Origin of the sequence: Symbioplanes lichenis (assembly GCF_030709675.1) — a bacterium.
Classification (GTDB): Bacteria; Actinomycetota; Actinomycetes; order Mycobacteriales; family Micromonosporaceae; genus Actinoplanes; species Actinoplanes lichenis.
The window spans coordinates 289494-308030 of sequence record NZ_JAUZQD010000011.1 but is presented as its reverse complement, the minus strand read 5'-3'; the positions used below and the strand labels follow the sequence as shown (position 1 = coordinate 308030).

The window sequence follows — 18537 nt, the reverse complement described above, 5'->3', positions numbered from 1 at the left end:
TCTGCCGGACAACGCGCGGAGGGGATCGTCGGCTGCCACTATTACGACGGTCCCCCTCCCGGGGGCTTGCCTATCACCGCGAGGAACCGCCATGCAGCCTGACGAGCCCCAGGTGCCCGCCCAACGCGTGCCGCTGACCGAGCGCGAGACGCAGATCCTCGCTTTCGAGCAGAAGTGGTGGAAGCACGCCGGGTCCAAGGAGCAGGCCATCCGCGACGCGTTCGGCCTCTCCTCGACCCGCTACTACCAGCTGCTCAACGGGCTGCTCGACAATCCCGCCGCCCTGGAGCACGACCCCGTCCTGGTGGGCCGGCTCCGGCGGCTGCGGTCCACCCGGGCCCGCACCCGCCGCCGCTAACCCGCGCTGTGCGTCGAGGCATAAGCCTCGAGCCACGCCACCTGTACGGGATCCAGCGACGGACGCACCCGCTTGCGCGCCGCGGCGACGTGCTCGGCCGTGACCGTCGTCGCGTCGAGGGACTCGCGCATCGCCGCCAGCGCCGCCTCCCGGATCAGCGCCGCGCAGTCCGCCGCCGAGAAGCCCTCCAGCTCCATCCCCAGCTCGGCCAGATCCACCTCGCCGGCCAGCGGCACCGACTTCGCCGAGGCGCGCAGGATCGCGGCCCGGGCGTCGGCGTCCGGCGGCGGCACGAAGACCAGCCGCTCGAGCCGCCCCGGGCGCAGCAGCGCCGGGTCGATCAGGTCGGGCCGGTTCGTCGCCCCGATGACCACGACGTTGCGCAGGGCCTCGACCCCGTCCAGCTCGGTCAGCAGCGCGGCCACCACCCGGTCCGTGGTGCCGCCGTCGGTCGCCTGCCCGCGGGTGGGAGCCAGCGCGTCCACCTCGTCCAGGAAGACCAGCGTCGGGGCGGCCTCGCGGGCGCGGCGGAACAGCTCGCGGACGGCCCGCTCACTGTCGCCGACCCACTTGCTGAGCAGCTCGGCGCCCTTCACCGACAGGACGTTCGCTCGGCCCGTACCGGCGATGGCCTTGACCAGGTAGGTCTTGCCGCACCCGGGAGGCCCGTAGAGCAGCACGCCGCGCGGGGGTTGCACGCCGAGCCGGGCGAACGTGTCCGGATAGGTCAGCGGCCACAGCACCGACTCGGTCAGCACCTCCTTGACCTCGGCCATGTCGCCGACGTCGTCCAGCGTGACCTGCGCGACCTCCAGCGTGGACTCGGCCATCGACGTCGGGCGCACCACGTCGAGCGCGGCCTCGAAGTCGGCCATGGCCACGGTCGGCGCCTCCGCCTCCTTCTGCCGCAGCGCCGCGTGCACCCCGGCCTCGCGGGCCAGCGCACCCAGGTCGGCGGCGACAAATCCGGGGGTACGCCCGGCGACGTCGTCCAGTCGCACGTCCTCGGCCAGCGGCATCCCCCGCGTCAGCACCCGCAGCTGCTCCCGGCGCATCGCCGCGTCGGGCAAGGGCACCGCCAGCTGTACGGCCAGCAGGTCCGGCGCCCGCAACGCGGGGTCCACCGCCTCGGGGCGGCTCGTGGTGCACACCACGGCCGCGCCCGACTCCACGAGACCGGCCAGCACCTGGCGGAACACCGTGGCCAGCGGGCCGGGCTCGTCGCGCGGGGCGAGCGCCTCGACGTCGCTGATCAGGAGCACGGCGGGCCCGCCGGCCGCGAGCTCCCGGGCGGCGTCACGCAACCGGGTCGCCGCCGCGTCGTTGGTGAGCGCCGCGAGCTCGGGGCCCCAGATCGCGCGTACCTGGGCGCCCACGCCCGCCGCGACGGCCCGGACCAATGCCGATTTTCCTGACCCCGCGGGGCCGGTCACCAGGACGCCCAGGGCCACGGTGGTGCCGAGCTTGCTGAGCACTTCCCGATGGTTGAAGCCCAGGTCGAGCAGCTCGGTCAGCTCGTCGGCCTGGGTGCGCAACCCCGGCAGGTCGTCGAGGCTGGGCGGGGGCGTGTCCGGGTCGGTGGAGGCGGGCTGGGCGGGGGCCGCCACGGGCGGTTGCTCCGTGCGTACGGTGGCGTCGCGGCCCTGCCACCCGACCACCGTGTCCATCGTGACCAGCGCGGAGTCGGCGTCCTCGACCGCGACGACCTGCAGCAGCTCGCTGGTCCAGCGGAAGCCCACGCGGTTGGCCAGGCTGCGGCGCGCGCCCTCGACCAGCGCCCGGTGCCCGGCCTGCGGCGGCACGTCCTGCGGCAGCAGCGACACGTCGTCGCCCGTGGTCACGACCTTGCCGAGCAGCGCCAGGCGCAGCATCTCGTGGGTGACCACGGCCGTGATCTCCGGCGGCCCGGCCAGCGTGACCCGCCGCGCGGCCACCACCGGGATCGGCGTGACGGTCACCTCGTCGCCGTCGCGCAGCCGCAGGTTGCCGATGGTCAGATCGTCGGCATAGAGGGCGGCCCGGCTGGCCCCGGCCTCCGCCCGGGCCGCGATGCCCGCGGTGGTGCGCCGGCCGGTCAGCCGCAGCGGATCGCCCGGATTGACCGCCAGCGCGGCCATGACCTCGGGGTGCAGGCGGACGATGCCGCGGCGGGGCAGCTGCCCGGGGCGCTCGTGCACGGTCAGGGTCAGATCGTCGGGCACGCGGCGGCCTTTCGTTGCGGTCATCACTTCTGCTGACACGCTAGCGCCGCATGCCACTTCACAGCGATCACTCAGTGGCATCGCTATAGCGTGATCACATGCCTCTGCCCCGCCCGACACCGCGCCGGATCATGGCGGGTGCCGCGGTTCTCGTGCTGGTCGCCGCCCTGGTCACCTGGGCGGCGCTGCCGTCACCCACGTCGTGGACGGCCGCCGACGAGCGGCTGACCGTGCTGTCCGGCCCCTCCGGCACCGAGCCGGTCACCCTCGACACCCGCTTCTACCTGCCGAAGGACCGGGACGGAAAGGTCCCGGCCGTCCTGCTCGCGCACGGCTTCGGGGGTACGAAGAACTCGGTCGCCGACACGGCCGAAAAGCTCGCGGACCGGGGCTACGCCGTGCTCACGTGGACGGCGCGGGGGTTCGGGGCCAGCGGCGGGGAGATCCACCTCGACAGTCCCGACTACGAGGTGAAGGACGCGCAACGGCTGCTCGACTGGCTCGCCGCGCGGCCCGAGGTGCGCACCGACGCGGCGGGGGATCCACGGGTGGGCGTGGTCGGCGGGTCCTACGGCGGGGGGCTGGCGCTGCTGCTGGCGGGGCAGGACAGCCGGGTGGACGCGATCGCGCCGTCGATCACGTGGAACAGCCTGGAGTCGTCGTTCTTCCCTCAGTCCGCCGCCGGGACCGGAGTCCCCGGCGTTTTCAAGAAGACCTGGGCGGGCCTGTTCTTCGGCTCGTCGTCCGCTCTTTCCGCCGCCGCCTCCCCTGCGCCTGCCGCGACTTCCTCCTCTCCCGGCCCCGCTGCGGCTTCCGGGGATCCGGCTTGCGGGCGGTTCGCGGCCGACGTCTGTGCTGCTTATCTGAAGATGGCGACGACCGGGGCGCCGGACAAGGCGAGCTCCGACCTGCTGGCCAAGTCGAGCCCGGCCGGCGTGCTGGACAAGATCAAGGCGCCGACGCTGCTGATCCAGGGCGCCGTCGACACGCTCTTCCCGCTGTCCGAGGCGGACGCCAACGCGCGCGGGATCGCCGCCACGGGCACCCCGGTGCGGGTCGCGTGGTTCACCGGCGGGCACGACGGCGGGCTCGGGCCACAGACCGATCAGGACCGTACGGAAGCCCTCACGGTTCAGTGGCTCGATCACTACGTCAAGGGCTCCGGGGCGGCGCCGGCGACGAGCTTCACGTACTCGAGGGTGGCCGGGTTCAGCGCCCTCGACCGGGGGCTGGTGACGAACGGGTACTCGGATGTGGCGTACCCGGGGCTGGCGGGCTCCGGGCGTACGCGGATAAGTGTCTCCGGGTCCGCGCAGCGCGTCGCGAGCCCGCCCAATGGCAATCCAGGCGCGATCTCCTCCCTGCCGGGCGTCGGGGGCCAGCTCAGCTCGCTCCTCGGAGGCGTCGCCGGCGACCTCCCGGGGCAGCACGCCACCTTCGAGTCCGTGCCCGTGACCGAGGCCATCGAGGTGGCCGGGGCGCCGTCCGTGCAGGTGCGGGTGGCCTCGGCAAGCGGGTCGGCGACCGTGTTCGTCAAGCTCTACGACGTCGGCGCCGACGGCACGGCCACGCTGAGCGGCGGCCTGGTCGCGCCGGTCCGGCTCACCGGCCTGCCGGCCACCGTCGAGGACGCCCAGCCGGTCACCGTCACGCTGCCGGCGATCGTGCGCCGGATCGACAAGGGCCACACGGTACGGGTGGTGGTCGCCTCCTCCGATCAGGCGTTCCTGACTCCGGCGGACCCGGCGGTCTACACCGTCGCGGTGTCCCCGGACGTCACGTTGCCGACGCTGGTCGGTACACCCATCGCCAACCCTCAGGTCGTCTGGCGCTGGATCCTGCTCGGCGTCGTCGTAGCTTTGATCGTTGCCGTGGTCGTGGCGGTGCTCGTGGCGCGACGCCGGCGCGCTCCGGCGCGCGTTTCCGACTTGTCGGATGTGCCGCTCGTCGTGCGCGGGCTGCGGAAGGCGTACAACGACGGGTTCGTCGCCGTGGAGCAGGTCGACTTCCGCGTCGAGCGCGGACAGGTCGTCGGGCTGCTCGGACCCAACGGCGCCGGCAAGACGACCACGCTGCGGGTGCTCATGGGCCTGACCATGCCGAGCGGCGGCGACGCCCTGGTCTTCGGCGAGCGGCTGGTGCCCGGCGCGCCGGTGCTGCGCCGGGTGGGTGCGCTGGTCGAGGGCCCCGGCTTCCTGCCGCACCTCAGCGGGTACGAGAACCTGCTGGCGTACTGGCGGGCCACCGGCCGGCCGGTCGAGGAGGCCCGCTTCGACGAGGCGCTGGAGATCGCCGGGCTGGGCAACTCGGTGCACCGGCGCACCAAGTCGTACAGCCACGGCATGCGCCAGCGTCTCGCCATCGCCCAGGCCATGCTCGGCCTGCCGGAGCTGCTCGTCCTCGACGAGCCGACGGACGGCCTCGACCCGCCTCAGATCGCCGAGATGCGCCGGGTGCTGCGCCGCTACGCCACGGACGGCCGCGCGGTCCTGGTCTCGAGCCACCTCCTCGCCGAGGTGGAACAGACCTGCACCCACGCCGTCGTCGTCAACAAGGGCCGCATCGTCGCGTCCGGCCCGGTCGAGGACATCGTCGGCGAGTCCCCGTCCATCCAGGTCGGCGTCTCTGACGTGGACGCGGCCACCGCGGCCCTCGCCGGTCTCTCCCTCTCGGTCCGCCCGGAAGGCTCCTCGCTGATCGTGGACACCAACGGCACCCCGCGCGAAGAGGTGGTGGCCTCCCTCGTCAAGGCCGGCGTCGGCGTCGACCGGGTGGTGCCCCGCCGCCGCCTCGAGGACGCCTTCCTCGCCCTGGTCGGCGACAACTCCCGCGGAAGTGGTGACCGATGAGCACACTCCCCCTCGCAGCCGAGGTACGACGTCAGGCGTCGCGGCGGCGTACCCAATTGGCCCTGGGTTTCATGGTCCTGCTGCCCTTGATCGTGCTCGTCGCCTTCGAGTTCGGCGGCGGGGACGACGACGACAACGGCGGCGGCGCCTTCTCGTCCCTGGTCGACCTGGCCACCTCGGGCGGCCTCAACTTCACCCTGTTCACGCTGCTGGTCTCGTCGAACTTCCTGCTCATCGTCGTCGTCGCCCTCTTCTTCGGCGACACGGTGGCCTCCGAGGCAAGCTGGGGCAGCCTCCGCTACCTGCTGGCGATCCCGGTGCCCCGCGCCCGCCTGCTCACCGTGAAGCTCCTCGTCGCCCTGGGCTACTCACTGACGGCCCTGCTCACCCTGGCCGGAACGGCCCTGCTCGCCGGCACCCTCCGCTACGGCTGGCACCCCCTCGGCAGCACGGTCGCCGCCTCCATCCCCGCGGGCGACGGCTTCCTCCGGCTCCTGGGCATCCTCGCCTATCTCGCGGTGATCCTCCTCGGCGTCGCCGGCCTCGCCTTCCTCCTGTCGGTCGCGACCGACGCGGCGCTGGGGGCCGTGGGCGGGGCCGTCCTGCTGTGGATCCTGTCGAGCATCCTCGACCAGATCGAGGCGCTCGGGGTGATCCGGTCGTTCCTGCCCACTCATTACAGCCAGGCCTGGCTGGGCCTCCTGTCCACGCCGACCCAGACCGACGACATGGTGAAGGGGGCGCTGTCGGCGGTTTGTTACGCAGCGCTCTTCTGGGGGCTGGCGTTCTACCGCTTCACCCGCAAGGACGTGACTTCCTGAATCGGTGTCGATAAACGGCTTTGTGCTTCCGGGAAAGTCGGCGATACTCGGAAGCCGAAGGAGGGCCGAGCCATGACGCTGGCCACGGAAGAAGAACGCACGACGCATGTCTTCGAGCTGGTCGACGAGCTCGAAGACATTGCCTCGACCCCGAATCTCGCCGAGAGTGTCCGTGCCCGGCTGCAGGACCTTGCCCGCCGGGAGCTCACGCGGAGCGAGCCCGTCAGAGTGGCCGTGGCCGCCAAACTGCTGGGCCTAAGCGAGCGCAGCGTGCGCAACTGGGCCAAGGAAGGCGTTCTTACGCCGGCCGAGACGGACAGTCCCCGGCTTCTGCTCGACCCGGAGCGGCTGCACGAGGTCATGCGGCTGATCAAGGATCTCCGCAAGCTCGGCAAGAATCGCGACCTTATCGACCTCGTGTGGTACCGCCTCTCGGATCACGCCTTGCTCCAGCGGGGCGACCTGCTCGAAAGCCTCGAGCAGATGGCCCGCGGCGAGGGCAGGCGGGTCCGCTGACAGGCTCAGGCGCGGATGACGTCGACGCCGGCTTCGCGGAAGGTGGCGACCAGGGAGTCGGGGGCGCCGGAGTCGGTGACGAGGGTTTCGACCTTGGTGATGGGGCAGATGCGGGCGAAGGCGTGCCCGCCCAGCTTGGAGCTGTCGGCGATCACGACGACGCGCTTGGCCCGGGCGACCATCAGGCTGTTCATGGCGGCCTCGCCCTCGTGGTGGGCCGCGGCGCCCAGGTCGACGTCGAGGGCGTCGACGCCGAGCAGGACGATGTCGAGGGTGACTTCCTTGAGGAGGGCGCCGCCGAGGGGGCCGACGAGCTCGAAGGACTGGGGGCGCACGACGCCGCCGGCGACGACGATTTTCATGCGGGAGCGGACGAGCAGTTCGTTGGCGATGTTGAGGGCGTTGGTGACGACCGTGAGCTGGGCGCCCTCGCCGCTGGTGTTGAGGTCGGGGCGGACGGCGAGGGCCCGGGCGACCTCGGTCATGGTGGTGCCGCCGTTGAGGCCGACCACCGTGCCGGGCTGGACGAGGGTGGCGGCCGCCTCGCCGATGCGCTGCTTCTCGGCCGAGTGCTTGGCGCTCTTGTAGCGCAGCGGCAGGTCGTAGGACACGCCGTTGGCGACCGCGCCGCCGCGGGTGCGGGTGATCATCTGCTGCTGGGCGAGCTGGTCGAAGTCGCGGCGGATGGTCGCCTGGGAGACGTCGAGGCGGTCGGCGGCGTCCTCGACGGTGACGCGGCCGCTCTCCGCGAGCAGCTCCAGCAGGGCATTCCACCGCGCGTACCGGTCCACCCGATGATCTCCCATGCTCGAAACCGGTTGAGAGAGTGCACATTAGTGCGCGAAACGGCCCGTAGCAAAGAGGTTACCTGCGCGAAGCCGCGCGGGAGGTTGCGTCGCCGACCGAAAACTGCGCAGAATGGCGCTCGAAAGACCGGCGAACCGAGCGTAACCGCGCAGCAGCAGCACCTGATGAGGAGCAGTATGAGCCACGTCAAGGTGGAGATCGCCAGCCAGCCGGACTGCTGGCGGCAGGCGGCCGGGCTGGCCGGCGCGGCCGGGCTGCCCGAGCCCGGCGAGCGGGTCGCCGTCGCCGGCTGCGGCACGTCCTGGTTCGTCGCGCAGACCTATGCGGCGCTGCGCGAGCGGGAGGGCCACGGCGAGACCGACGCGTTCCAGGCCTCCGAGTTCCCGCTCGGCCGCCGCTACGACCGCGTGGTCGTCGTCAGCCGCTCCGGCACCACCACGGAGGCCGTCGAGCTGCTCAAGCAGCTGCAGGGCAACACCCCGACGACGGTGGTGACCGCCGACGCCGACACGCCCGTGGTGCCGCTGGCCGACGACAAGATCCTGCTCGACTTCGCCGACGAGCTGTCGGTCGTGCAGACCCGGTTCGCCACGAGCACGCTGGCGATGTTCCGGGCGCACCTGGGCCACGACATCGAGGCGCTCGCGGCGGACGGCGAGGTGGCCGTGCGGCTGCCGCTGCCGGTGCACCCGTCGCTGGCCAAGCAGATCACCTTCCTCGGCCGGGGCTGGACCGTCGGGCTGGCGGAGGACGCGGCGCTCAAGTGCCGGGAGGCGGCCGGCTGGTGGGCCGAGGCGTACCCGGCGTTCGAGTACCGGCACGGGCCGATCGCGATCGCCCAGCCGGGCCGCGTGGTGTGGGCCTTCGGCGACGTGCCGGCCGGGCTGCCCGAGGAGGTCGAGGAGACCGGGGCGACCTTCGTGCACAGCAAGAGCTACTGGGGTGCCGCCGACCGGGAGACCTTCGACCCGATGGCCGACCTGGTGGTGGCGCAGCGCGTCGCGGTGCTCTTCGCCACGAGCCAGGGCATAGACCCCGACCACCCGCGCGGGGTCACCCGATCCGTAGTGCTGTCATGACGCAACGCGGCGTCCCACGAAACATGCGTCGCGAAAGGTAAACCCCGTGAGCAACGACGTTGTGGTGGCGCTGGACGTCGGCGGCACCGGCATGAAGTGCGCCCTGGTGAGTACGGCCGGCGCGGTCCGCCACGTCGAGCGGCACCCCACGCTGGCCCAGCGCGGCCCCGAGGCGGTCACCGAGAACATCCTCGACATCGCTGTCAGCCTGGCCGCCCGGGCGCGCGCCGAGGGCCTGACCCCGGTGGCCGTGGGCATGGCCGTGCCCGGGGTGATCGACGAGGACAACGGGATCGCGGTCTGGTCGAGCAACGTGGGCTTCCGGGACGTACCGATGCGGCAGTTGACCGAGCAGAAGGTGAAGCTGCCCACGGCGCTCGGCCACGACGTGCGCGCGGGCGGGGTGGCCGAGGCGCGGCTGGGCGCGGGCCGGGGCGAGGCGCACGTGCTCTTCATCGCCGTCGGCACCGGCATCGCGGCGGCGCACGTGATCGACGGCAAGGCCTTCGCCGGGGCGCACGGCGCGGCCGGCGAGCTCGGGCACATCGTCGTCCGGCCGGGCGGCCCGCCCTGCGCCTGCGGGAGCAACGGCTGCCTGGAGTCGATCTGCTCGGCCAGCGCGATCGGCCGGCGTTATGTGGCCCTTTCCGGCGAGGCCGGCGTGACCGCGCAGGACGTGGCGACCCGGGCCGCCGCCGGCGAGCGGCTCGCCAACCAGGTCTGGGACGAGGCCGTCGAGGCCTTCGCCGACGGGTTGCTCACCGCGCAGGCGCTCTACGACGCCGGCGCCATCGTCATCGGCGGCGGGCTGGCGGAGGCGGGCGAGGCCCTGCTCGGCCCGCTGCGCACCGCCCTCGACGCGCGGGTCACTTTCCATCGGATGCCGCAGCTCGTACGCGCGGCACTGGGTGACAATGCAGGCTGCATCGGCGCCGCTCAATTGGCCCTGGATCACGTGGAGGCGCTGTGAAGGTGCACGGTCGGATCGTCCGCCCCGGCGCGGTGGTGCCGGGCTATGTCGAGATCGACGGCCCTACCATTCTCGACGTCACGGCGGATGAGTCAGACAAGTCGGATCTCATTGTTCCGGGCTTCGTCGATCTGCACTGCCACGGCGGCGGCGGACACACGTTCACCAGGGGAAACGTCGAGGATGCGGCGAAGGCAGCCGCTTTCCACCTCGCCCACGGCACGACCACGATGTTGGCGAGCCTGGTCAGTAGTCCCTTCGAGCTGATGCGCGACGCCGTCCAGGCCTACGCCCCACTGGTCGAGGGCGGGCAGATCGCCGGGATCCACTTCGAGGGGCCCTATCTGAGCAGCGCCCGGTGCGGCGCCCAGAACCCCGACTTCCTCCGTGGTCCCAGCATCGATGAGCTGTCGCAACTTGTCGGGAATGTCCGCATGGTGACGATCGCCCCGGAGCTGCCGGGCGCCCTCGACGCGATCAAGTGGCTCGGGGCCAACAAGATCATCGCGGCGATCGGGCACACGGATGCCACGTACGAGCAGGTCCTGGCCGGCATCAACGCGGGCGCGACCGTCGGCACCCACGTCTTCAACGGCATGCCGCCGATGCACCACCGCGAGCCGGGCCCGGTCGTGGCGCTGCTGGACTCCCCCGGCATCGTCTGCGAGCTCGTCGCCGACGGCATCCACCTGCACGACGGCACGCTGCGCTTCGCGGGCCACGCCACCGGCCCGGACCGGGCGGCGCTGATCACCGACGCGATGGACGCGGCGGGCATGCCGGACGGCGACTACGAGCTGGGCGGGCAGGCGGTCACGGTCGCGGACCGGGTGGCCCGGCTCACCCGCAACGGCTCGATCGCCGGCAGCACGCTGACCATGGACGCGGCCTTCCGGCAGGCCGTCGGCGCGGGCTTCGACCTGCCCACGGCGGCCGCGATGGCCGCGACCACCCCGGCCCGGGTCCTCGGCCTCGCGGACGAACTCGGCGCCCTGGAGGCCGGCCTACGCGCGGACCTGGTCGTCCTGTCGGAAGACCTGCGGGTCAAGCGGGTGATGCGGCAGGGCGCGTGGGTATGAACGACCACGGTACGCGCGCCAGCACCCGGCCCAGGACGAGCCCGAGCAGCAGCCCGGCCACCGAGTCCGTGATCCAGTGGAAGGCCAGGTAGGTCGTCGTCACGAACACGATCGCGGGCGGCACCACGCGCAGCAGCACGGCGGCCCGGGGTGACAGCGGCGTCCGCAGCACGAGACCCAGCAGCAGGGCGATCACGAAGTACCAGACGATCGCGTTCGCCACGTGCCCGCTCGGATAGCTCATCGACAAAGCGCCCGAGGACGCGGGATTGAACAAGATCGAGCGGTCGGGACCGGAGAAGTGCGGGGCGGCCCGGTCGAGCCAGACCTTCAGCGGGCCGATCGTGACGTAGGTGATCACGAACCCGGCGGCGAACGGGACGGCGACGCGCCACGACCGCAGCCGCCAGAACGCCAGCGCGGTGAGCAGCAGGGCGACCGGCATCAGCACCTGGCCGCCCTGGCCCAGATAGTTGAGCACGCGCAGCGCCCAGTAGAGCGGGGCCGGACGGTGGGCGTCCACCCAGTCGGCGACGGCCTCGTCCAGGGCCAGCAGATGCCCGTTGGCCAGCGCCACCGTCAACGCCACGAACCCCGCCAGCGCCAGCGCGTCGGGCCACCACTGGCGGCGTACGCGCTGGTCTGTGCGGGGTTCGATGGCAGTCGGCATGCCCTCAAGCTAGCTCAGAGGTACGACTTCAACTTCTCGTGCAGCAGGTCGGCGCGCACACCCGAGTTGGGGCAGCCGCCGAAGTGGTGCAGAGCCACGACCTTGTCCGACTTGCGGGACAATACGGGACTGCCGCTGGAGCCGCCCTCAGTGTCGCAGTAGTACGAGACGTCGGTGTCCGCGGCGTACCCGTCGAAGGCGTTGTCGACCACCGCGCAGGTGCCGGCCTTCTCCCCCAGGCGCCCCGCGATGCGCGTCGGCTCACCGGCCGGGTGCTGCGGCACGTAGAGCTCCTGGCCCTTCGCCGGCCGCCCGGTGTCCAGCGACAGCGAGCCGAACTTCTTGATCTTGTCGAAGTTCCCGACCGTGAAAAGCGTGTAGTCGTACGTGTGATTGGTGGCCAGCACCTCGTCCCCCCAGACCTTCGTGGGGTTGAACACGTCGTAGCCGCCGCACTTCGCGCACTGGTAGTTGAACCAGACCTCGGTCTCGTACGCGTCCGCTGAGCTGGCGAAGCAGTGGTTGTTGGTCAGCATCCTGTTCTTGGAACCGACCCGCCACCCCGTGCACAGCTCGGTGCCGTTGATCAGCAGCCGGGCGATCGCCTTGGACCGTGTGTACGCCACCGGGTCGGCCGACTTGTAGCAGACCGCGTCGGAGCTCTCGTCGCTCCCGCAGACCGATTCCTCCCGGCCCGTCCGGTTCGGGGCGGACATCTCGTCGACGGGCACCCGGGCCTGCTCCGCGCGGGAGTAGCCCTTCGCGACCTTGTCGACCCGGACGCCGAGCTTGCCGAGCAGCGAGCTGACCAGGGAGCCGCCGCCGCGGTGCACTTCGAGCACGGCGGTGTCCCCGGTGACAGACATCGCCCACTTGTCGACGGACTTGCCGCGGTCGAGCAGCTTCGGCGCGTCGTACCGGTAGGACTCCTCGCCCTCGGGGTCGGAGACGGTCACGTAGTCGCCCGGCAGCATGGCCATGCGGTCGAAGTGCAGCTTGACGTACGAGGCCTTCGGATAGTGGAAGACCTCGCGCTGCGGCTTGCCGTAGCCGAGCAGCTTCTCGACGTCGAGCAGCTCACCGACGCGCTGCTTGCCGTCCTCTTCCTTGCCGCTCTCGTGCATTTTCTCGCGGGGCTCCGCGGTGGCGCTCTCTTCCTTCCGAGCGCTGCTTCCACCGTAGGAACTCACGTCGCTTCCCGCGCTCGCGGAGGCGGAGGGGGAAGCCGACGGGGACGTGCTCGGCGCGGCTCCGGCCAGGGCGCGCTGGTCGGAGACCGGGGTACGCCCAGCCGCGTCGTGCCACGAGCCGACCGCCCGGCCCTCGGTCCCGCCGGACTTGTTCCACGCCACCGCACCAGCCGTGCCGGCCAGTGCCAGGGCGGTACATGCCCCGGCGACGATGCCTACCGAGCGTCGCACTCTCACTCCCGTCCCTCGGTCGCCATTTCCTGCTGTGTAACGAGCCACGTACGACAGCGACGCGCCGTGGCGGCGAGGCACACTGGCAACGTGCGAATCACGTCCGCCCTCATCGACCCGGCGCTGCTGGACCTGCCGTGGAGCGTGCCGCTCGAGGAGTGGCCCGCCGATCACCTGGTCGCGCTCCCGCAGGGCATCTCGCGGCACATCGTCCGGTTCGTCAAGCTCAACGACACGGTCTACGCGCTCAAGGAGACCCGGGAGCGAATCGCGGAGAAGGAGTACGACCTGCTGCGCGCCCTCGAGCGCATCGACTTCCCGGCCGTCGAGGCGGTGGGCATCGTCACCGACCGCACCGACGAGCAGGGCGAGCCGCTGGAGAGTGTGCTGATCACCCGGCACCTCCAGTTCTCGCTGCCTTACCGCGCGCTCTTCTCGCACGTGCTGCGCCCCGAGACGATGAACAGGCTGCTCGACGCCCTGGCCGCGCTGATCGTGCGGATGCACCTCACCGGCTTCTCGTGGGGTGACTGCTCGCTGTCCAACACGCTGTTCCGGCGCGACGCCGGGGCCTTCGCGGCCTATCTGGTCGACGCGGAGACGGGCAACCTCTATCCGAAGCTGTCGGAGGGGCAGCGCAGCGAGGACATCGAGATCCTGCGGCTCAACATCTTCGGCGAGTGCCTCGACCTCGAGGCGGCCGAGCTGCTGCACGAGTCGATCGACCCGGAGACGGTGGTCGACGACATCGTCGCGCGCTACGAGCGGCTGTGGCACGAGGTCACCTATGAGCAGGAGATCGGTCGCCGCGACGCCCGCCACGACATCGAGGGCCGGATCCGGCGCCTCAACGAGCTCGGCTTCGACGTGGCCGAGGTCGACATGTCCACGGTCGACGGCGGCTACCGGGTGCGGCCCAAGGTCGTCGACGCGGGCTACCACACGCGCCGCCTGCTCCGCCTGACCGGCCTCGACGCCGAGGAGAACCAGGCCCGGCAGCTGCTCAACGACCTGGACACCTATCGGGCGGAGAGCGACCTCGTCGACGAGCAGCAGGCCGCGCACCGCTGGCTGACCGAGGTCTTCGAGCCGGTGGTGCGGGCGGTGCCGGCCCCGATGCGGCGCAAGCTGGAGCCGCAGGAGATCTTCTCGCAGATCATCCAGCACAAGTGGCTGCTGTCCGAGCGGGCGGGGCGCGATGTGGGCATGGGCCCGGCGGTGCAGTCCTATCTGACCGATGTGCTCGCCCACAAGCCCGACGAGCAGGCCGTCCTCGGCGTCGAAGTGGGCGCCCTGCCCTAAATGGCCTCTTCGAGGGCCGGCGGGCTGGCCTGCTCGGCGAGGGCGCGCAGGCCGGCGCGGCGGGCGACGACCAGGACGCGGTCGCCCGGGACGAGCACGCGCCGCGGGTCGGGGGCGTAGTCGACCCACTCCTGGCCCGCGGTGGCGAGGCCGATCACGCGTACGGCCGGGGGCAGCGCCGCCTCGCTCAGCGCGGCACCGTCGAGGGGCGACTCCTCGGCCACCCGGACGCTCGCGAGGAGCACCGCGTGCCGGTCGACCGGGATCGTGGCGATCACGTCGCGTTCCAGCATCGCCGCGGCGAAGGAGGGCGCGACCAGCCGGGACACGCTGCGGGAGATGCCGATCCCGAAGGCCGTCTCCACCCGCTGCGCGAAGTCGTCGTCGAAGAGCCGCAGCACCACGCGCAGGTCCGGCCGGGCGGCCCGGGCATTGAGGGCGGCCTGCAGGTTGGTGACGTCGTCGGTGGACACCACGACCAGGGCGCGGCTGGTGTCCACGGAGGCCTGCCGCAGCGTCTCCTCGGCCGCGGCGTCACCGATGATCAGCGGCACGCCGAGCTGCTGGGCGGTCTTGACCCCGCGCGCGTCGGGGCTGCGGTCGATCGCGACCACGTCGATGCCCAGGTCGACGAGCTGGCGGAGCACCCGTGTGCCGACGTTGCCCAGCCCCACCACCACGACGTGGTCGTCCCGGCGCAGCGTCGCGCGGCCGCCGGCCAGGGCCAGCCGGGCGCTGACCATGCCCTCGACCACCGCCGCCGTGATCAGGGGCAGCAGGGCGAGGCCGGAGATCGTGAGCACCAGCTGGGCCGCCTGGGCGATCGCGCCGCGGTCCTCCTCCACGTCGGCCGAGCCGATGGCGGTGGCCAGGGTCACGTACAGGGACTTCCAGAAGCCCTCGATGTGGTCGTTCTGCGCCAGCACGGTGCCGGAGACGGCCAGGATGCCGAGCGTGACCAGCACGGCCATGCCCAGCTTGCGGTTCAGCGCGGCGCGCAGGGCCCGGGCGAAGACGGTCATCGGACGCCGCCGGCGCCGGCGCGGCTCCGGGGCTGGGCCGCTCGCCTCGGCCAGCACCAGGTCGTCGGGCCGCGGAACGTCCGGCTCCGAAGGCACCACCTCGCCCGACGCGCTCAGCGTGCATATCACACGGTCCGCCGGGACGGCCGCGCGCTGAGCGACGTGGACAGTGCGGCCCGGCAACCGTACGTGGGTCGGCACTTCCTCCCCCAGCGACGCCGCGACGAACGCCGGGGCGGCCATCGCCGCGTCGGACAGCACCGCACAGTCGGCGAACAGCCGCCGCACGCCGTAACCCAGCCCCGAGTTGAACATCCGGATGACCAGCCGCAGGTCCGGCTCGACGGCCTGGGCGCACAGCGCGGCGTGCAGGTTGACCACGTCGTCGGGCATGACGAGGGCCAGAGCCGTGGCGCCGGCCAGGCCCGCCGCCCGGAAGGCGCGTTCGTCGAGGCGCTCGGAGCGGATGACGCGTACGCCCCGCAGCGCCGTGAGATCCGGCACATCGGCCCGCAGCTCGGGCGGCACGATCACGGTGAGCCGGACCCGGTGACCGGCGTTGGCCAGCTCCTCCGCGACGGTGAAGACCAGCGGGTCCGCCCCGCACACCACGAAGTGCGGGCGCGTGTCGTCGGGGCGGGGCAGCTGCTGGCGCAGACGCGTGACCAGCGACCGCCGGTTCGCTGCGTGCGCGGGATCGACGGCCATTGCCGCATCGTAGTCACCCGCGATTCGTTGGCCCTGCGTAAACCCTTCGACCTTGGAGACACCATGCGCAAGTGGTTGTACGGTTCCGCGGTGCTCGGCGCGTTCCTCCTGTTCGGCATGGCCCCCGCGCAGGCCGACGACCGGCCGCAGCTCCCGGACGCCGACGTCGTGACGCCGCTGAACTCCGGGAGCGACGACCCGTTGGTGCCCGAGCTGCCCGCCTTCACCCAGGTGCTCGGCGGCCTGACGGCCACGCCCAGCGCGACGCCTTCGGAGCGGCCCTTCCGCGGCGGCATGCGCCCCGTGGCGGGTGAGGACGAGGACTTCCGCTGATCATTGAGACATGCAGACCTTTCTCCCGTTCCCTGACTTCGTCGCCAGCGCGCAGGCCCTCGACCAGAAGCGGCTCGGCAAGCAGCGCGTCGAGACGGTGCAGGTGCTGCGCGGGCTGACCATTCCCACGTACGGGTGGCGGCACCACCCGGCCGTGAAGATGTGGATCGGCTACGAGGAGGCCCTGGTCCGCTACGGGCTCGACTTCGCCGGCGTCTGGATCGCCACCGGACGCGCCGACACCACGGCAGCCACCCTGCTCACGGACGTCGCCGCCGCCCGCGGTCTCACGGACATCCGCTCGCAGGAAGATCTGGCCGCGGCGGGCGAACTGCCGCCGTGGCTGGGCGACGAGGCGCTGCACCTGAGTCACCGGTCGGCGTTGCTGCGCAAGGACCCCGGCTTCTACGGGCCGCTCTTCGGGACCATCCCGGACGATCTCCCGTACGTGTGGCCGCCGTCGGACCGGGTGCGCGTCAGCGAGTGACGTCCCAAGAGAGCATCAAGAACGGCTCCTCCTCGTCGGCGCCCGCCCTCCGATAGGTGCGGTGGGCCGCCACGTTGTCCCGCTCGGTGCTCACCCACATGCCGTAGCAGCCGCGCTCGCGGGCCAGCTCGGCCAGCGCCGTGACCAGGGCTGACCCGACCCCGCGACGCCGCGACTCCTCGGCCACGCCCAGCTCGTAGACGAACATCTCGGTGCCCTTGTCGGGGTGGGTCAGCTCGACCCCGGTGATCATGCCGACCGCCCGGTCGCCGTCATAGGCCAGCAGCAGGTGGTGGCCGGGGAGCGCGAGAAATTTTTTCGTGGCGTCCGGCAGCGGCGGGGCGTCGAAGAGATCGGCCGCGGCGTGCACGGCGGCAGCGTCCGAGATCCGCTCGATGCGCATGCCTACAGCCTAGGGAGTGTGGAGCCCCCGGTCGGAATCGAACCGACGACATCCTGTTTACAAGACAGGTGCTCTGGCCAACTGAGCTACAGGGGCAGCGGCTCACATACTAACTGAGTCTATGGCCGCCGCTTCGCGACGGCGGCGCTCCGCCCCTCTTGTGTCGAGGACTTGAACACCCAAAGATCGCCGAAGAAACCCGCTTCGCCGATCTTGGGCGCCCAAGTCCTCGACGGGCGGAGCGCGCGGACCTTGAACTTGACCTTGGCAGAACGTGAAAAAAGATTTACGGTGGCCTGACGTGTGGTACGCCACACGTGTTTCCTCCACTCGGATCGTCCGGCACGTTCCTGCCGGTGGAAAGGAAGTTGAGCCTGCATGGCTACCGTGACCTATGACAAGGCGTCCCGGATCTACCCGGGCGCCGAGCGCCCCGCGGTCAACGAGCTGAACCTCGAGATCGGCGACGGCGAGTTCCTCGTCCTGGTCGGCCCCTCCGGTTGTGGCAAGTCGACCAGCCTGCGCATGCTCGCGGGCCTCGAGGACGTCGACCGCGGCCGCATCCTCATCGAGGGCAAGGACGTCACCAACCTGCCCCCGAAGTCGCGCGACATCGCGATGGTCTTCCAGAACTACGCCCTCTACCCGCACATGTCGGTGTACGAGAACATGGCGTTCGCGCTCAAGCTGCGCAAGACCCCGAAGTCGGAGATCGACCGCCGGGTCAAGGAGGCCGCCGCGCTGCTCCAGCTCGACGAGTACCTCAGCCGCAAGCCGAAGGCGCTCTCCGGTGGCCAGCGCCAGCGTGTCGCCATGGGCCGCGCGATCGTCCGCGAGCCGCAGGTCTTCCTCATGGACGAGCCGCTGTCGAACCTCGACGCCAAGCTCCGCGTCCAGACCCGCACGCAGATCGCGACCCTGCAGGCCAAGCTCGGCATCACCACGGTCTACGTCACCCACGACCAGGTCGAGGCCATGACCATGGGCCACCGGGTGGCGGTCATGCTCGACGGTGTGCTCCAGCAGGTCGACACCCCGCGCGCGCTCTACGACACCCCCGGCAACGTCTTCGTCGCCGGCTTCATCGGCTCGCCCGCGATGAACCTCAAGACCGTGCCGCTGACCGAGGCCGGGGCCCAGTTCGGCGCGCTGACCGTGCCGCTGACCCGCGAGCAGGCCACCGCCGCCCAGTCCGGCGCCGGCAAGGTCACGGTCGGCTTCCGTCCCGAGTCCACCGACCTGGTCGGTGCCTCCGAGGGCGGCCTGCCGGTCGTCGTCGACCTGGTCGAGGACCTCGGCTCGGACGCCAACGTCTACGGCCACGCCGACATCGACGGCGGCTCGGAGCGGTTCGTCGTGCGGACCGACCGGCGCGGCATGCCGAACATGGGCGAGACGGTCTACATCAAGCCGCAGACCGGCGCGCTGCACGTCTTCAACGCCGCCTCGGGCGAGCGCATCTGAAGCTGACTGACCAGAACGGCGGTTCCCTCCCGGGGGAGCCGCCGTTC

Annotated in this window: 17 protein-coding genes and 1 tRNA gene; 11 read left to right on the top strand and 7 right to left on the bottom strand. The window is 71.6% G+C overall.

What is annotated here, in order from left to right; translation table 11 throughout:
• Position 1: 1 nt before the first annotated feature.
• On the top strand, positions 2-358 hold the full coding sequence (locus RAN62_RS41435) for a DUF3263 domain-containing protein (protein ID WP_438874555.1): 357 nt from the start codon (positions 2-4) through the stop codon (positions 356-358).
• On the opposite strand, the gene RAN62_RS26925 is transcribed toward RAN62_RS41435, so the two are convergent.
• Positions 355-2583, bottom strand: a complete 2229-nt coding sequence (locus tag RAN62_RS26925; RefSeq protein ID WP_305787550.1) for an AAA family ATPase — start codon at positions 2581-2583, stop codon at positions 355-357. The two genes, RAN62_RS41435 and RAN62_RS26925, sit on opposite strands and share 4 nt — an antisense overlap.
• A 74-nt stretch (positions 2584-2657) precedes the next feature.
• Between RAN62_RS26925 and RAN62_RS26920 the strand changes: the two genes are divergently transcribed.
• The 3 genes from RAN62_RS26920 to RAN62_RS26910 all read left to right on the top strand — a co-directional run bounded on the left by RAN62_RS26920 (position 2658) and on the right by RAN62_RS26910 (position 6745).
• Positions 2658-5408 (top strand): alpha/beta fold hydrolase, encoded by a 2751-nt coding sequence (locus RAN62_RS26920; protein ID WP_305787549.1) that lies wholly within the window; start codon positions 2658-2660, stop codon positions 5406-5408.
• On the top strand, positions 5405-6229 hold the full coding sequence (locus RAN62_RS26915; protein ID WP_305787548.1) for an ABC transporter permease: 825 nt from the start codon (positions 5405-5407) through the stop codon (positions 6227-6229). Before RAN62_RS26920 ends, RAN62_RS26915 begins: the two co-directional genes overlap by 4 nt.
• Positions 6230-6301: 72 nt before the next feature.
• A complete protein-coding gene (locus RAN62_RS26910; protein WP_305787547.1) occupies positions 6302-6745 on the top strand; it encodes a MerR family transcriptional regulator in 444 nt (147 codons plus the stop codon).
• 5 nt (positions 6746-6750) lie between these two features.
• On the opposite strand, the gene RAN62_RS26905 is transcribed toward RAN62_RS26910, so the two are convergent.
• Entirely contained in the window at positions 6751-7536 is a 786-nt protein-coding gene (locus RAN62_RS26905; RefSeq protein ID WP_305787596.1) for a DeoR/GlpR family DNA-binding transcription regulator, read from the bottom strand.
• A 192-nt stretch (positions 7537-7728) separates the two neighbouring features.
• Here RAN62_RS26905 and RAN62_RS26900 point away from each other — a divergent pair, with 192 nt between their 5' ends.
• Genes RAN62_RS26900 through nagA form a run of 3 tightly spaced genes read left to right on the top strand, consistent with a single transcriptional unit; the run spans position 7729 to position 10680 of the window.
• Positions 7729-8631 (top strand): SIS domain-containing protein, encoded by a 903-nt coding sequence (locus tag RAN62_RS26900; protein WP_305787595.1) that lies wholly within the window; start codon positions 7729-7731, stop codon positions 8629-8631.
• 46 nt (positions 8632-8677) lie between these two features.
• Entirely contained in the window at positions 8678-9601 is a 924-nt protein-coding gene (locus RAN62_RS26895; RefSeq protein ID WP_305787546.1) for an ROK family protein, read from the top strand.
• Complete coding sequence (gene nagA, locus RAN62_RS26890; RefSeq protein ID WP_305787545.1) at positions 9598-10680, top strand: N-acetylglucosamine-6-phosphate deacetylase; 1083 nt, start codon at positions 9598-9600, stop codon at positions 10678-10680. The genes RAN62_RS26895 and nagA overlap by 4 nt, the downstream gene beginning before the upstream one ends.
• Here nagA and RAN62_RS26885 read toward each other — a convergent pair.
• Positions 10646-11350 (bottom strand): phosphatase PAP2 family protein, encoded by a 705-nt coding sequence (locus tag RAN62_RS26885; protein ID WP_305787544.1) that lies wholly within the window; start codon positions 11348-11350, stop codon positions 10646-10648. The two genes, nagA and RAN62_RS26885, sit on opposite strands and share 35 nt — an antisense overlap.
• Before the next feature lie 14 nt (positions 11351-11364).
• The gene (locus RAN62_RS26880; protein WP_305787543.1) at positions 11365-12771 is read right to left on the bottom strand and encodes a trypsin-like serine peptidase; all 1407 of its coding nucleotides are present in this window, start codon (positions 12769-12771) and stop codon (positions 11365-11367) included.
• Between the two features lie 90 nt (positions 12772-12861).
• On the opposite strand from RAN62_RS26880, the gene RAN62_RS26875 reads away from it, so the two are divergent.
• Positions 12862-14073, top strand: a complete 1212-nt coding sequence (locus RAN62_RS26875; protein ID WP_305787542.1) for a DUF4032 domain-containing protein — start codon at positions 12862-12864, stop codon at positions 14071-14073.
• On the opposite strand, the gene RAN62_RS26870 is transcribed toward RAN62_RS26875, so the two are convergent.
• Entirely contained in the window at positions 14070-15803 is a 1734-nt protein-coding gene (locus RAN62_RS26870; protein WP_305787541.1) for a potassium channel family protein, read from the bottom strand. The two genes, RAN62_RS26875 and RAN62_RS26870, sit on opposite strands and share 4 nt — an antisense overlap.
• Positions 15804-15866: 63 nt before the next feature.
• Between RAN62_RS26870 and RAN62_RS26865 the strand changes: the two genes are divergently transcribed.
• Both RAN62_RS26865 and RAN62_RS26860 read left to right on the top strand, forming a co-directional pair.
• Positions 15867-16136: a hypothetical protein gene (locus RAN62_RS26865; RefSeq protein WP_305787540.1), complete on the top strand. Its 270-nt coding sequence runs from the start codon at positions 15867-15869 to the stop codon at positions 16134-16136.
• 10 nt (positions 16137-16146) lie between these two features.
• Complete coding sequence (locus RAN62_RS26860; RefSeq protein WP_305787539.1) at positions 16147-16623, top strand: MSMEG_6728 family protein; 477 nt, start codon at positions 16147-16149, stop codon at positions 16621-16623.
• Here the strand turns inward: RAN62_RS26860 and RAN62_RS26855 are convergent.
• Both RAN62_RS26855 and RAN62_RS26850 read right to left on the bottom strand, forming a co-directional pair.
• Entirely contained in the window at positions 16613-17026 is a 414-nt protein-coding gene (locus tag RAN62_RS26855) for a GNAT family N-acetyltransferase (RefSeq protein ID WP_305787538.1), read from the bottom strand. The two genes, RAN62_RS26860 and RAN62_RS26855, sit on opposite strands and share 11 nt — an antisense overlap.
• Before the next feature lie 19 nt (positions 17027-17045).
• Positions 17046-17122 (bottom strand) — tRNA-Thr (locus RAN62_RS26850).
• A gap of 282 nt (positions 17123-17404) precedes the next feature.
• Here RAN62_RS26850 and RAN62_RS26845 point away from each other — a divergent pair.
• Complete coding sequence (locus RAN62_RS26845; RefSeq protein ID WP_305787537.1) at positions 17405-18490, top strand: ABC transporter ATP-binding protein; 1086 nt, start codon at positions 17405-17407, stop codon at positions 18488-18490.
• The last annotated feature ends 47 nt before the right edge of the window (positions 18491-18537 follow it).